Source organism: Polynucleobacter sp. JS-Fieb-80-E5 (assembly GCF_018882015.1).
Lineage (GTDB): Bacteria > Pseudomonadota > Gammaproteobacteria > Burkholderiales > Burkholderiaceae > Polynucleobacter.
The window spans coordinates 1-14672 of sequence record NZ_JACVPH010000007.1; the positions used below are offsets into that span (position 1 = coordinate 1).

Below are 14672 nucleotides of genomic sequence, written 5' to 3' on the forward strand. Positions count from 1 at the left end.
ACATCGATTTGACGCAATAAGGTGACGATTTGCTCGGGTTTAAGACGTTGGCCTTTTGCCATATTTAGCACTCCTTTAAGGTGAAGATTATCAAAAATCCTCTCTTCTGGAGTGGTACTAAAAATCAAGTCAGTTCAGAGTAACTATCTGGATTAAAAGCATCTTGATTTCTATAAATGTATATTTGCTAGCGCTTATCATGGCTTCGTATATCCATTCTGGATGGACTCATAGAATGGCATATCAGGATTTTCCTGCCGACGGATTTCCATCTGAATTAGCACATTTGCCAAAAGGCGCCGTAGTGTTAACCGATGTTCAGTATGAAATTCCATACATTAGCGCAGCCAGTGACAAATTTTCCTACTTGGGCTATGGAATTGTTAGTGCAGCTGGAAATCAAGAGTTAATTGAAAGGTTGGTTATAGCCTCAAGAATTTTTAATTGGAGCGATAAGAGATTGAAAGGTAACGACTGGGATGAGCTATTGTCCGCTCCACATTGGGTATACCATCATGGCACTCCATCACAAAATATAATTGACTCTGACTTTAATTTAGCTTCAGATAGATTAAAGAAAATAAGTAAGTGTGACTTGTTAAAAATATATCAGGTTGATTACATTAGATACAGAGAGCATCCTCCAAATGGAGTCGAAGAATGCACTAAATCCTATTCCAATCACCTCCTTGAGGTTTCCGGGCGATAGAGCCTAGTATGCACTTTTATAGCTTAAATTTCCTATTTAATGGGGTCAATTTTCTTGGAAGAAAGATCATTGGTGTCATCTGCAGAGCTATTGAATGAGGAAAGTAAGCTGCTTAGTGCAATAGCGCTAAGTATCGCCACCTTGCTCTTTTTTCTAAGCATACCCTCATGCAAATTACTTTTTGTTTGTACTAGCTGCTTTAGTGTTGGCGGATTTATCGCCCTTATCTTTAGCGGGTTTGCTGAGTTTAAAGTTTAGTTTCTGTCCCTCGTACAACAGGGTTGCTTGTTCGTCACCAATGCTTTGTAGGCTTAAGCCTTTGCCAATCGTTTCGCCAACACTAATGGCATTTGTTGGTTTTCCATCAATTTCAAAAATAGCAAAGCCATTGAGAGTGCCATCGGAATTTTTTGATGTTGCCACAACGCCACGTAGATAAATATTTTCAGTCACCAGTGGTTTGCTACCAAACAAAGCATAGCCAGCAGCCGCATCCTGATTAGAGTACAAAGTCTGGCCTTTAGAAATTCCGTTACTTGGCTGATTCGGGGTTCCTGGGATTTGCATGATTCTCATAAGCCAGTAGGTCGCCGAGATAGCGCATGCAAGCATCAGGAGATAAGTCAAAAAATTTGTGAGTGAAATAGGACTTAATCGCTGCATGGATGCTACCGGCGCACTTTGAGCAGGGCTAGGATTGCCTATTCTTGAGGCGGCCTCAGACTTTAGCTTGAGAGCATGTTTAGAGCTTTTAAGCCTATCCTGCAATCGTTTGATAAATTCGCTCAAAGTGACAAAATACCTATAAAATTTGAATCAGTTTAAATCATTGAAAGCGCCACCACATGTCTCATTTTTTAGCTCGCTTCATGCCTTCCAGTAGGTCTACCCGTTTCACCAAGTCTAGTGCAAAAAAGGTTAGGGATGCTGGATTTACCTTAATTGAGATTATGGTGGTGATCGCCATTATTGGTATCCTGGCGACCTTGATTGTTCCTAAGATCATGGGGCGTCCTGATGAGGCGCGTGCGACAGCTGCTAAACATGATGTAGGTACTCTCGTGCAGGCATTTAAGCTCTATCGTCTTGATATTGGTCGCTACCCAACAACTGAGCAAGGTATCAGAGCCTTGGTAGAAAAACCTACTTCAGAGCCTGTTCCGCAGAACTGGAAAGTAGGCGGTTATTTAGATTCCATTCCAAAAGATCCATGGGGTAATCCATATCAATATGCCAACCCAGGCACTCATGGCGAAATCGATGTCTTTAGCTATGGCTCAGATGGTAAGCCAGGCGGAACCGGAAACGATGCCGACATTGGCAATTGGCAGTAAGTCTTTAGTTGCACCTAAGCTAATTCGGTTGAATGTAGAGGTGAAGAGTATGTTGGCAAGCTCTTCCTCAAAAATGCGAAGAGCTGCAGATGCTGGCTTTACCTTAATCGAGTTACTCGTCGCCATTGCCATCATGGCAGTCATGCTAGGCGTAGCTGTTCTAGCTATTCCAAATCACGATGAGCGTTATTGGAAAGACAATCTTGATCAACTCGTTTCATCACTCAATCTTGCCCAAGACGAGAGTGCCATGTCTGGCACTCCGATGATTGCGCAGATTGATTCAGTAGGCTGGCGATTTTTTGTTCCCAATAGCAATGGCGCCTATGGTTCTCAGGGATCTGCAGGGTCTATGGGCTCTAGCGCATCAGGTGGACAATCCATTTCACTTTCTGGCAATGGAAGTAGCGGTGCCGTAAGTCCAGTCAATAATCCTTCGGGTCTGATGCCGGATGTCTACCGCCCTCAATCTTGGTATAAGCCTGTAGAGATTGCTCCTCTACAGCTTACTTTAGGTGGCGAGCAAGTAGCGCAAGTTCTGCAAATTCCCATTAAGCAAGTTACCGGTAGTGGTGCTCAAGACATTAGGCAGGCAGTATTGATCCGCAATCGCAATGGCCGTTTTAGTTGGACGAAGTGATGAGTAAATCTTTTCAGAACAATCAGCAAGCTCTGCGCCATCGCAATGGCTTTGCACTTATCGAAGTGTTAGTGGGTTTAGCAGTTTTAAGTATTGCCATGCTGGCAGGCTTGCGAGCAATAGCCAATGGTGCGGATACGCAACTTGCAGTCTCACAAAGAACAATGGCTTTATGGAGTGCTGACAATACCCTCATGGATTTACGTATGAGTCGCACTTGGCCAGAACTAGGAACATCTACGTTTAGCTGTCCTCAAGCGACGTATGTTTTTGTTTGTCAACGTAAAGTGCTTAGCACCCCCAATCCAGCCTTTCGAAGAATTGAAGTCACTGTCTACTTATCTAGCCCGAGTAGCACAGATGTAGCCAGCGGACCTCGTCTAGCTTGGTTGACCACCGTAGTCTCCAATCCGTCTGGTGGGGTGATGTAAGGCGGCATCCAGCAGTAAAAATAAGCTTGCAAAGCATGGCTAGATCTATTAAAGTAGATATCATTGATACATATCAAAAGGAGTGCATCATGGATACAGCCCAAATCTTTAAAACTGGCCGCAGCCAGGCAGTAAGACTTCCCAAGGAATATCGCTTTACTGAATCAGAGGTTACCGTTCAGCATTTTGGTGGCGGAGTATTACTTTTGCCAAAAAATAGCTTGTTTACGGCTATTTCTGCTTCTTTAGCCGGTTTTGAGCCAGGTTTGGAGTTAACTCGCGAGCAGCCAGAGCAACAAGACCGGCCGGAGATTGCCCCTTGATTCTGCTTGATACGAACATTTGTATTTACATCATTAACCAAAAACCCCCCGCAGTTTTGGAGCGCTTCAAAGGATTTGGCACTGGAGAAATTGCTATCTCTAGCATTGTGGCCGCCGAACTCGCATTTGGGGTACAGAAGACGGGTTCTGTGCGAAATAGGGAAGCGCTCAATTTATTTCTGGCGCCCTTATCTATTCTTCCATTTGATGCGGGCTGTGTTTGGGCGTATGGCACATTACGAGCGAAATTAGAAAAGCTTGGTCAATCCATTGGTGCTCTAGATACCATGATTGCAGCGCAGGCATTAGCCTTGGATTTACCGCTGGTAACAAATAATCAAAAAGAGTTTTCGCGCGTACCAGAATTGAGACTGGAAAATTGGGTTTGAGAGCCAAGTGAAAATTACGTCAAATTCGAACCTTGCTAGCTTGCTTCATTGCGTAACATGACTCATCTAAAGCCGAATGGACAAGATCAAGGCTTCGCACTTCTTGAAGTGATTGTTGCGCTCGTCATCATGGCTTTAGTAGGCTTAATGGCATGGCGCGGTATGGATGCCATGATTCGGGGGCGTGAAGTCATTGATCGGCGCGCTAATCAAGATGCAGATTACTCACAACTTGTACGCCAGTTTGAAAAAGATTGCCAATCGGTTTTAGTGCGCGATGAGCTTAGTAGTTTGGCAAATTCTCAAGCGGGTGCTAATGCAAATGGTGGCGCAGTTTCTGCTGTAGCTTCTGGCGCTAAAAATATCTGGTTCTTACGTCGCTATCGTGCCGATAACGTTGACGCTTGGTTGATTGCTGGCTATGGCATGGGCCCTTCTGGATTACAACGCTGGACCAGCAAGCCTTTATTGCAAAGATCTGATGCTGGCGCATTGTGGTTTGGTATCTCTCGTGATCCTGATTTGGCATCAAGTGATTTACTGTTAAGTCTGGAAGTACCCACAGTAGTACGTCAAGCATTTCAGGTGCAGACTTCGGTGCTTAGTGGTGCCGGTACCAGTGGCATTAGCGCCTCCGGTACAGGTAGCCCTGGTGCCTCTGCTACCAGTGCATCTACTGCTAATGCTGCTACCACCAATCCTCCTGCTAGTACTGCTCCCAATATAAGTAATTTGCTGCCTGAGCAACAAGGGGTCGTCATGCAGTGGTGGATTAAAGATGTTGCCTTGCCTATTACGCGATCATGTTTGATGGGAGGTGCGCTGTGACATCTTCAAGAGCGCATCCCATGCAATCCATTTTTAATAACTCACCATATCGTGAGCGTGGCTCAGCAACAGTCACTGCATTGATTGTGGTGGGGGTTGCTGCCGTTCTTTTAGCGGGTTTGATGTGGCGTCAACAAATTCAGATTCGAACTCTTGAGAATGCACGTGATCAAGTTCAAGCGCAGTGGTTGCAGCGTGCCGCAATTGATTTTGCGCGTTTGGTCTTGGTGGAAGATCAACGCAACAGTCAGATTGACCATTTGGGAGAAGCTTGGGCGCTACCACTGGCTGACGGCAAGGTGGCGGATTTTTTAAAAAATACGGATGTGCCAGACGAGATAGCGGCAGTGACTTTGCAGGGACAACTCATCGATGCTCAAAGTCAGTTCAATTTAGCCAACCTTTGGGATAAAAGCTTTAAAACCGTAAATCCCCCTGGAGTGCAGGAATATGGACGTCTTTTAGACGCTTTGGGTTTAGATAAAAACTTGGCCCAGCAGACTGCCCAGGGTGTTCTGCAGATGGATATGCCGATTTATGACTTAGAAGGCCTACTAAAGCTGCCATCCTATAGTCCGGCCATTTTGGAGCAGATAAGACCTTTTGTAGCTATTTTGCCAATTTTAACGACAGTTAACGTAAATACTGCCTCCGCAGAGGTATTAATGGCAGCAATACCGGGGCTTTCAAGGTCGGCAGCGGGGGCTTTTGTGCAGCAAAGGGCGGCAACCCCCCTCAAAAGCGCCGATGAAATTACCACCCTATTAAATAAGATGGGCGCCAGTCAGGGCATTACCCTAGATGCCTCCTTAGTCGATGTACGTTCCCAATTTTGGCTCGCACGCTCAGAAATACGTATGGGAAGAGGTATATTTGTTAGCTCGGCACTAATTCAGAGATCCCAGAACCCTTTACCCAGTGGTAATTTCACGCAAGTGATCTGGAGTAAGACTGGCAAAGTGATCTCTGACTGAAAATCAGCAAATAAAGAATCAATCTAAGAACGAAGCTAAGAACGAAGCATTTGAGCCTATTAATAGTACGTTGCCCCCTAAAGCCATTTTCTGGTTCTGGATCCCCAGGGGATTCTGCTCGAGAGTGGTCGGAGCTTAATTGCGCAGAGCGATTTGAATGGTGCTTAGTTGAGGGTGACGATGGAACTCTAGAAACAGGCATTGGTACTACTGAATCGATGCCTTATGCAGATGAAGTATTAGTCTTGTTGCCGACAATCGATGTGCGTCTGATTGAAGCAAAAGTGCCTTTGGCGAATGCCAAGAAGTTGCAACAAATACTTCCCAATCTCATTGAAGAGTATGTGCTCACTGGAGCGCAATTACTTGCAGTGCAAGCATTACCGCCGATGCCAGGCAAACCTGCATTACAAAGAGTCATTGCGCTCATTGATCGCGCATGGTTTGCATGGCTCACTAAACAACTAGAGAGCTTAATCAGCCAACGCGTTCGTTTAATTCCGGAATGTTTATTGCTTACTATTCCAGATTCTGGGAATGTCTCTGACGTACCATCTATTGCTTATCAACGTGTTGAGCAAGCTCTGATTTTGACTCGGCGTACTGGCTTACAGCTTGGCGTGGCATGGCTTGAGAGGGCGGATGACCATGATAGTGGAAACATCAACCTTCCAAAGGTATTGCAGGACTTGTCAGCCGTCGAGTTCTCTTGGGGCTGGTTGGCATCTAGCGCAAAACAGTTTTTAAAAGATAACGCATCATCTAAGTCAGCTAATTATTCTCTTAATTTGCTGCCTAAAACATATAGACGGGAAGCTGGCAAAGGTTTATCAAATCTATCTAATTACCTAAAGCGTAAACGCGTAGATGGAAGTAAATCTGTTAGTGCGAGTGCAACTTGGATAGACCCAACAATCTGGCGTCAGCCTGCACAGTGGTCAAAGTATTTAATCGCCAGCATTGTTGCTGGATATCTCTTGCACTTGGGTTGGCTGGTAGTGGATAACTGGCGCTGGGGTAATCAAATCGAAGTTTTGGCAGCTCAGTCATTAACGCCATCTTCGATTGCCATGCTGAATCAAGACAAAACTCAAGATAAGGCAATGGGTATCAGCGGCTCATCTAGTAATGCCGTAATCACGGCATTTACTAAGCAAGTGACCCAAGACCAAAGACGCCAAGGACTCGTCTCCGATGCGGACTTTGCGCCAATGGCCGCCAAGCTACAGCAACTCAAAGTTGCATTTGGACCGGAGGTCCTGCAAAAGCTTGATTACGATGGCTACGCTATCGATTTTGAATTTAGACCCGGTAGTGTCAATCAGAATAGCGCTGCAGTCATGCAAAAAGCACGCTCATTGGGATTGATGGTTAAAGCATTGGGTGCCAATCGCTATCGCTTGGAACCATATTCAGGACTTGGACAATGAAGCAAAGTCCATTAAATCAGCTCGCTGAAAAATTATTTACTTTCTTAAAGAAGGTAAAGGAGCTATTGAGTAAAGATTACTCAATGCAAGATTTGAAGAACCTCAAGTCTTTACCTAAAATACTGCAGCAGAAGTTTTCTGAAGTGCAGGGGGGCTTCAGTAAAACATCTGCAAGTGCAGCGCTAGTTTCATCATCCTCAAAGTTTGACATCAAGCAATTGCCATCTCTACTACAGCGCTTTGTAATTGAGCAACGCAATGCATTTGCCTTGTTATTTATAGTTTTACTGTTATTGCTGGTTAATTTGTTTGCCATCGCTCCATATAGTCAGCGCGTTCAAAATCAATTAGATATGCGCCCAGCACAATGGTCTCAGTTGCAAAGCTTAATTAAGCTGGCTAAATCTTCAAACTCCTCTGCCTCACAAGCACCCTCTTATAGCCCTGCGGTTGCGACGGTGACTCTGTTGGACGATATGGAGTTGCAAAAGATTCGGGGTGTGTTGACTACGCGCGGCTTAAAGCCAAACGTCCTTCGCCTAACGGCTGACAATCCTCCGCGGATAGAGTTTCAGGCTAGCGATGCAATGTTCTCAGTATTGCTTGATGCATTAGATGAGTTGCGCACGACTTGGCGTTTATATCCAGAGCAACTTAATGTCATTTCTACCAGTGGTGCAGGTATGGTGAATATCAGTGGTGTCCTAGTGCAGTACGGTGGTCAAGCTGGAATGAGCAAATAAATGAAACTCGTCCTCGACTTTACCCATCCTAAGTTGCCTAAATTGTTTTGGGCTGCATTGGTGTTCGCTTGCCTGGTAGTGATTGTTCGCCAAATGCCGATCAGCTGGGTAAGTGGATCGCTTGCATCCCAAACAGGTTGCCGCGTGATGTTGCAACAACCTATTGGAACAATTTGGCAAGGGAGTGCCGCATTGGCATTTTCTGAGCCCAATGCCACGGAAGGTGGATGCCGCGATCCTATGTCCGTTACCGAACGCTTTCATTGGTCTACTAGCTGTAAGCTCTTATCCATGACCTGCAATACCGAGCTGCAGTTTGCTGCCTTCGAGCAAGCTCAATTGATTAGTTGGAGTTTGAGTAAAACCCAAATTGCCGCTAATGAAATCAAGCTGCCGGCCAATGTTTTGGAGGGATTGGGTAACCCTTGGAGCACCTTACGCCCTCGCGGGGAGCTTGGGGCACGCTGGACCGATATCAATTTAGTGGGCTTAATGGCTAACTTACCGGTTTTCGGGGCTGGAAATACCCCATCTTCAGGAGTTATTCGAATTATCATAAGTAACTTAACTAGCCCGATTAGTCCCGTGAAGCCATTAGGTGGATATGAGATTTCAGCCAATATTGCCGATACGGGGATGAACTGGACTCTATCGACCACGAGTGGTCCGCTCTTACTAAAAGGGCAGGGAGAATTAAGCAATAAGGTTGGTAGCAAAGGAATGCAATTTTCCGGTGAAGCAAGTGCCTCACCGGAGTCACAAGAATCCTTAATTGGGTTGTTGTCACTATTGGGTAAAAAAGAAGGTGATACGTATCGCCTGAAGTTTTAAGTTTTTAGATGAATTTACAAGTGAAGAACAGCGGTAATAAAGAAAACAGTATGCAAAAAGTATTCAGTCAAATGCAGAAGAAACTGCAACTCAACTTTAAGAAGCGCTTAGCGCTCTTGGTTGTTATTTGCTTTGTCGGTGAGAGTGTCGTCATGCCTTTGGCTTACGCGCAAGCAAATCGCGCACCTTCTTCTAACAGCACTGTGCCTGATGAGGGCGCTGTAACTTTGTCCTTCTCTAATGCTGATATTGAATCTGTTGCAAGTGTTTTAGCCAAGGCAACTGGCCAAACGATTTTGGTTGACCCTAAGGTCAAAGGCACTATCAATCTCATTAGCAATCGACCGCTTACTAAAGCTAAGGCAATCGACGCCTTCTCTACGGCCCTGCGGACATCAGGCTTTGCGCTGGTAGATGTGAATGGCGTCTACCGCGTGGTACCTGAGGCTGATGCTAAGCTGATTAGTAACTCAGTAACCACTGGTAAGAGCAAGCAAGAAGGTGATCAGATCATTACGCGTGTGTTCAAGCTCAATTTTGAATCTGCAAACAATCTATTACCAGTGTTACGTCCACTCGTATCACCAAACAACACGATTAATGCGTATCCCGGTAACAACACGATTGTGATTACTGACTACGCTAGCAACATTCAGCGTATTGGGCAGTTGATCGAATCGATTGATGCGCCAACATCCAGTGATGTGCAAAGCATCAAACTCAATTACGCCATTGCCTCAGATATGGCCACCATCCTCAGTAAGGTATTGGATACAGCCTCTACTGGTGGTGCAGATCCTTCACTCAAAACCATGATTTTGGCTGAGCCACGTAGTAACTCTATTTTGGTACGCGGCGCTAGTGCAGAGCGTATTCGCCAAATTCGGGTATTGGTAGCTCGCTTAGATGTGCCTACTGCTAATAATGGAAACATTTGGGTAGTTCCACTCAAGAATGCGGAAGCAACTAAGCTTGCGGTTACTCTGCGTGCGATCGTTGCAGCGGATGCTTCTCTTTCTGCGCAAGTAGGCGGCACTCCAGGGCAGCCAGGCGCAGTCAATCCCGCTGCCAATCTCAATCAGTCAGCTAACCAGCAGGCTAATACTGCTCCGGGGGCTACTGGATCAGCTGCTGCTACCTCAGCCCTAACCAGCACAAGCAACCCAACTACTGGCGGCATTATTCAGGCCGAGCCGGCAACCAACTCCATCATCATTACTGCCAGCGAGCCTTTGTATCGCAACTTGCGTCATGTGATTGAGCAATTAGATCGTCGTCGTACGCAGGTCTACATCGAATCATTGATTGCTGAAGTAAGTTCAACCAATGCGGAGGAGTTGGGCATTCAGTGGCAGGGCTTAGTTGGTTCAGGCAATCAGAACGTCGGCTTTGGTGGCACTAACTTTACTAATGCCGCAGGTCAGACGGGTTCTAACATTATTGGTCTCGGTTCAAACGTGAACAATATTCTCAATCCAAGTGGCGCAACAGGCATTGTGGTTCCGCCTGCACCGGGTTTGAACTTGGGCTTGCTGACCAAATTTAATGGTACTTATGGCATGTCAGCCTTAATTACTGCTTTGGCAACAACGCAAGGTACGAATATTCTGTCAACGCCAAACCTCATTACTTTGGATAACGAGGAAGCTCGTATTGTGGTGGGTCAGAACGTACCAATCATTACTGGTTCGTATGCGCAGACCGGTTCAACTAGTACCGTTACGCCATTCCAAACCTATACTCGTCAAGACGTAGGTCTCACATTGCGTGTGCGCCCACAGGTTTCTGATAATGGCATTGTGAAGATGCAGATTTATCAAGAGGTGTCTTCTATCTACAACCAAAACTTTGCTTCCGGCATTATTTTGAATAAACGTAACATTGAATCCAATGTATTGGTCGATGACGGCCAGATCATTGTGCTCGGTGGTTTGATTGAGGATAAGTATAACGACGGCTCAAATGGCGTGCCATTCTTGAAAGACATTCCAATTATTGGAGCGCTATTTAGGTCTGATTCAAAGACGAGGACCAAAACCAATTTGCTCGTGTTTATGCGTCCTTACATCTTGCGTGATAAAGATCAGGCTGCCGACATTACTACGAATCGTTTGAACTTAGTTCAGCAAACTGAAACCGCATTTAAGCAAGCGCCAATGCTCTTGCCTAAAGAGGATTTGACGAAGATGTCAGATATTGAGCCGCCATTGATTCCACCAGGTAAACCAGTGAATCAGACACCAAACAATCTGCCGTCTTCTGGATTGACTAAGCCGATTCCAGTTCGTCCATCGAATGCACCGGCTTCTGCTGCGCCAGTGCCCATCACAATTCAGTAAGACGTTCAATAAGACTATCCAGTAAGAAGAACTTACACAAAAGCCATGCAGCATCTTCCTCGCGTTCCCTTTAGCTATGCCAAAGCAAATCAGATCCTGCTGATTAAGGGCGCGGTGAATGAGGGTGGTGAAGAGAGTGTTCCAACCTTAATTCATAGTTCTGAGACAGATCTTTCTGTCTTACAAGAAATCTGTCGTTTAGTGGGCCCCATTCGTCGCGTTGAGCAAACAAGCGAAGAAGTATTAGAAGCGCTGAATGCTGCGTACTCCGAAGGTGATCTCAATGCATCCCAAGTGGTGGATGAAGTAGAGGAGGCTGTAGACCTATCTCGCCTCTTGCAAGAAATGCCAGTCTCTGAAGACTTACTGGAGATGAATGATGATGCTCCAGTCATTCGGATGATCAATAGTTTGCTTAAGCAGGCTAGTCGTGATGGAGCATCAGATATTCACCTTGAAGCGTTTGAGCGTAAGTCCGTTGTGCGCTTTCGGGTAGATGGTAATTTGCGCGATATCGTGGATATGCGTCGCGATCTCCATGCTGCACTAGTTTCTCGAATCAAGATCATGGCATCACTTGATATTGCTGAGAAGCGTATGCCACAAGATGGCCGCATTTCCTTGCGAGTGGGTGGTCGTGCGATTGATGTGCGTGTATCTACATTACCTACATCGCATGGTGAGCGTGTGGTGCTGCGTCTATTGGAGAAGAATTACGATCGCCTCGACCTACGTGCATTAGGTATGGCCGAAGACACCTTCAATCAGTTTGATCAGCTCATCCATCGTCCGCACGGTATTGTTCTGGTAACTGGCCCAACAGGTAGCGGTAAGACCACCACCTTATATGGTGCATTACTGCGCTTGCGTAACAAGATTAATAACATCATGACGGTGGAAGACCCAATCGAGTACAACCTCGATGGTATTGGGCAAACCCAAGTCAACTCCCGTATTGATATGAACTTTGCCAGGGCCTTGCGTGCGATCTTGCGTCAAGACCCAGACATTGTGATGATTGGTGAGATTCGTGACTTAGAGACTGCCCAGATAGCCGTGCAAGCTTCTCTGACGGGCCACTTAGTATTGGCAACCTTGCATACGAATGATGCGCCGTCAGCAGTTACTCGCTTGATTGATATGGGTATTGAGCCATTCTTGCTCTCATCTACTTTATTAGGTGTGCTGGGTCAGCGTCTCATTCGAATGAGTTGTTCAGCTTGTGGCGGCAAAGGTTGTTCAACTTGTGGTGAGTCTGGCTATAGCGGTCGTGCCGGTATTTATGAACTCATGACTACGAATGAGAAGATTCGTGAGCTGATTCATCAGCATGCGGCTGAGAGTGATATTCGTAAGCAAGCTTTAGTAGCTGGCATGCGTACCTTAGCTGATGATGGCAAGCGCTGGGTAGCTGAAGGCAAAACGACTCCAGAAGAAATTCTGCGTGTTACCGGCACAGTAGAAATCGACTAAGCAAATCGACTAACTCAATCAAATTAATGATCCATGCCACGCTATCGCTTTGAAGCCCTAACTTACGCAGGTAAGAGCGAGCGCGGTAGCGTTGAAGGCGAAAGCGTACGTGCAGTACGCCAGGTCTTGATGGCTAAGCAATTGGTGCCAGTCACGATTGATCTCGAAACGGAGTGGGGCAAACAGCGTTTTTGGAATAAATGGTTCTCAGAAAACAAACCCCTCAGTCGTGCAGATCTCGCGATCATCACCAAACAAGTGGCGATCTTGGTGCGATCGGGAGTGCAGATCGATGAAGCACTCTCCGTATTAGCGGAAGAAGCAAGTCAAGCCCATGTCAAAACAGTTCTACAGGCAGTGGTTGCTGAGCTTCGTGCCGGATTACCTTTATCTAAGGCCATTGCAGGCCAACCACTTTCATTCGATCCTTTGTATCAAGGGGTGGTAGGCGCAGCAGAGCAGTCTGGCAAGATGGGGCAAGTACTTACACAGTTAGCTGAGTTCTTGGAGAAGCGTCAAGCCCTCAAAAACAAGGCAATGGGTGCCCTGGCATACCCGGCCATGCTGACGGGTGTGGCATTCATGATCGTGTTGTTCTTGATGACGTATGTTGTTCCGCAAATTGCGCGCGTGTTTCAGAGTACAAAGCAGGCGCTACCATTTTCCACTCGCTTCATCTTGGGTTTATCCGAGTTCATTGTGAACTGGGGTTGGTTGTTAGTGATATTAGTGGCCGCCGCTATTTTTTATGGACGTCGTGCACTCGCTAAAGAAGATATTCGTTTAAAGGTGGATCGTGCCTTGCTGAATGCACCCTTATTAGGTCCGCTACTTTTGGGTTTTGAGACGGCGCGCTTTGCAAACACGATGGCAATGTTGGTTTCTGCCAATGTGCCCATCCTAACTGCCCTACACAGTGCTCGTAGCACCTTAGGTAACTCGGTACTGCGTGCGGCTATCGACTCTACTGAGGTTAGGTTACGCGAGGGCACCAGCTTATCCAGAGCCTTGGGTAGCCAAGGGGTGTTCTCACCAATCTTGATCCACTTGATTCGTTCAGGTGAGGCATCTGGCAAGTTAGACGAGATGCTGAAGTACGGGGCAGAGAACGCTGAGCTTGAATCTGAGCAAAAAACCAAAATATTTACCAGTTTGCTCGAACCTTTATTAATATTGGCTATGGGCTTAATGGTTTTAGGAATCGTAATGGCAGTGATGCAACCAATCTTGGAAATGAATTCAGGGGTAAGGTAATAAAAATGCAAATATTAATCATGACTGGACCGCACAGCAAGGTAAGAGAGATTTCTCTTACGGCTCGCCATTTGGTTTTCGGTGGAGCACTCAGCTTGGCCTTGCTTGTAGGCGCAAACGTTGCTATTAACGACGTTACCAATGAAACCAAAGACATTCTGCATGCGATGGAGAAAAAAGATCTCTTGGAGAAACGTTTCATTGCAAACTCAGAGGATGACTACGAGACCAAGCTTATGGAGCTCCAAGCTAGATTGGATGAAGCCCAGCGTAACCTGGCTCAGCTAGACGACTTGCGTATGCAGTTAGCAAAAACCAATGGTGTGAATTTAGCTAGTAATTCAAGCAACTCAATTAACTACGGTAACAATGTAGTTAATCTCGGCAATGCCCAAGGCGGCCCACTGAGCCCAGCCAATGCGGTGATTAACTTAGGTAATCAAGGTGAGCAATACGGCGCTCGTTTAGATCGCACCGTACAAGACTCCATCGCACTGAGCAATCGTGTACAAGAAGTACAAAAGTCCCTGACACAAAGTTGGGATGTATCGAGCTCGATTCCTACAGCCTCACCATTGCCACTCATGCCTCAAGCTTCCAGTGGTCTGGGCTATCGCATCGACCCGATTACCCAGCAAACTGCTTGGCATGAAGGCACAGACTTCCCAGCCGCTTATGGCACACCAATTCTAGCTACTGCCGAAGGTGTAGTTATCCGCGCTGCCTGGGATCAAGAGTATGGCTATGTAGTAGACGTTCAGCATAAAAATTCGGTGGTAACAAGATACGCCCATGCTCAAGAGATCTTGGTAAAGCAGGGTGATTTCGTAAGGCAATCTCAAGCAATTGCTAAGGTAGGGTCAACCGGAAGATCGACTGGACCCCATTTGCACTATGAGGTGCTAAGGGATGGAGTTACAGTAGGTCAACGTTAGTTTTCAGCTAAAACGCACCTATACCGTACCCTCCCACTG

General features: G+C 46.2%; 16 protein-coding genes. 15 read left to right on the forward strand and 1 reads right to left on the reverse strand.

Going from position 1 to position 14672, the window contains the following annotated elements; all coding sequences use genetic code 11:
- Positions 1 to 235 precede the first annotated feature (235 nt).
- Positions 236 to 709: a hypothetical protein gene (locus ICN44_RS10415; protein WP_216263895.1), complete on the forward strand. Its 474-nt coding sequence runs from the start codon at positions 236 to 238 to the stop codon at positions 707 to 709.
- A 174-nt stretch (positions 710 to 883) separates the two neighbouring features.
- Here ICN44_RS10415 and ICN44_RS10420 read toward each other — a convergent pair whose 3' ends face one another.
- Entirely contained in the window at positions 884 to 1285 is a 402-nt protein-coding gene (locus ICN44_RS10420; RefSeq protein WP_216263896.1) for a hypothetical protein, read from the reverse strand.
- A 293-nt stretch (positions 1286 to 1578) separates the two neighbouring features.
- On the opposite strand from ICN44_RS10420, the gene gspG reads away from it, so the two are divergent.
- The 14 genes from gspG to ICN44_RS10490 all read left to right on the forward strand — a co-directional run bounded on the left by gspG (position 1579) and on the right by ICN44_RS10490 (position 14633).
- Positions 1579 to 2043, forward strand: a complete 465-nt coding sequence (gene gspG / locus ICN44_RS10425; RefSeq protein WP_216264005.1) for a type II secretion system major pseudopilin GspG — start codon at positions 1579 to 1581, stop codon at positions 2041 to 2043.
- Positions 1970 to 2683, forward strand: a complete 714-nt coding sequence (locus tag ICN44_RS10430; protein ID WP_216263897.1) for a Tfp pilus assembly protein FimT/FimU — start codon at positions 1970 to 1972, stop codon at positions 2681 to 2683. Before gspG ends, ICN44_RS10430 begins: the two co-directional genes overlap by 74 nt.
- The gene (gene gspI, locus ICN44_RS10435) at positions 2683 to 3114 is read left to right on the forward strand and encodes a type II secretion system minor pseudopilin GspI (protein WP_216263898.1); all 432 of its coding nucleotides are present in this window, start codon (positions 2683 to 2685) and stop codon (positions 3112 to 3114) included. The genes ICN44_RS10430 and gspI overlap by 1 nt, the downstream gene beginning before the upstream one ends.
- 89 nt (positions 3115 to 3203) lie before the next feature.
- Positions 3204 to 3437, forward strand: coding sequence for an antitoxin (locus tag ICN44_RS10440; RefSeq protein ID WP_255537594.1), 234 nt, complete (start codon positions 3204 to 3206; stop codon positions 3435 to 3437).
- Positions 3434 to 3826: a type II toxin-antitoxin system VapC family toxin gene (locus ICN44_RS10445; RefSeq protein ID WP_255537595.1), complete on the forward strand. Its 393-nt coding sequence runs from the start codon at positions 3434 to 3436 to the stop codon at positions 3824 to 3826. Before ICN44_RS10440 ends, ICN44_RS10445 begins: the two co-directional genes overlap by 4 nt.
- Positions 3827 to 3883: 57 nt before the next feature.
- Complete coding sequence (locus ICN44_RS10450) at positions 3884 to 4654, forward strand: type II secretion system protein J (protein WP_216263900.1); 771 nt, start codon at positions 3884 to 3886, stop codon at positions 4652 to 4654.
- Positions 4655 to 4674: 20 nt separating this feature from the next.
- On the forward strand, positions 4675 to 5628 hold the full coding sequence (gene gspK, locus ICN44_RS10455) for a type II secretion system minor pseudopilin GspK (protein WP_216263901.1): 954 nt from the start codon (positions 4675 to 4677) through the stop codon (positions 5626 to 5628).
- Positions 5629 to 5678: 50 nt separating this feature from the next.
- The gene (locus ICN44_RS10460) at positions 5679 to 7058 is read left to right on the forward strand and encodes a type II secretion system protein GspL (RefSeq protein ID WP_216263902.1); all 1380 of its coding nucleotides are present in this window, start codon (positions 5679 to 5681) and stop codon (positions 7056 to 7058) included.
- Positions 7055 to 7801: a type II secretion system protein M gene (locus ICN44_RS10465; protein WP_216263903.1), complete on the forward strand. Its 747-nt coding sequence runs from the start codon at positions 7055 to 7057 to the stop codon at positions 7799 to 7801. Before ICN44_RS10460 ends, ICN44_RS10465 begins: the two co-directional genes overlap by 4 nt.
- Complete coding sequence (gspN, locus tag ICN44_RS10470; protein ID WP_216263904.1) at positions 7802 to 8632, forward strand: type II secretion system protein N; 831 nt, start codon at positions 7802 to 7804, stop codon at positions 8630 to 8632.
- A 50-nt stretch (positions 8633 to 8682) separates the two neighbouring features.
- Positions 8683 to 10971 (forward strand): type II secretion system secretin GspD, encoded by a 2289-nt coding sequence (gspD, locus tag ICN44_RS10475; protein WP_216263905.1) that lies wholly within the window; start codon positions 8683 to 8685, stop codon positions 10969 to 10971.
- A 45-nt stretch (positions 10972 to 11016) separates the two neighbouring features.
- Complete coding sequence (locus ICN44_RS10480) at positions 11017 to 12444, forward strand: GspE/PulE family protein (RefSeq protein ID WP_216263906.1); 1428 nt, start codon at positions 11017 to 11019, stop codon at positions 12442 to 12444.
- A 33-nt stretch (positions 12445 to 12477) separates the two neighbouring features.
- On the forward strand, positions 12478 to 13698 hold the full coding sequence (gene gspF, locus ICN44_RS10485; protein WP_216263907.1) for a type II secretion system inner membrane protein GspF: 1221 nt from the start codon (positions 12478 to 12480) through the stop codon (positions 13696 to 13698).
- Between the two features lie 5 nt (positions 13699 to 13703).
- Positions 13704 to 14633: a M23 family metallopeptidase gene (locus tag ICN44_RS10490; protein WP_216263908.1), complete on the forward strand. Its 930-nt coding sequence runs from the start codon at positions 13704 to 13706 to the stop codon at positions 14631 to 14633.
- Positions 14634 to 14672 lie beyond the last annotated feature (39 nt).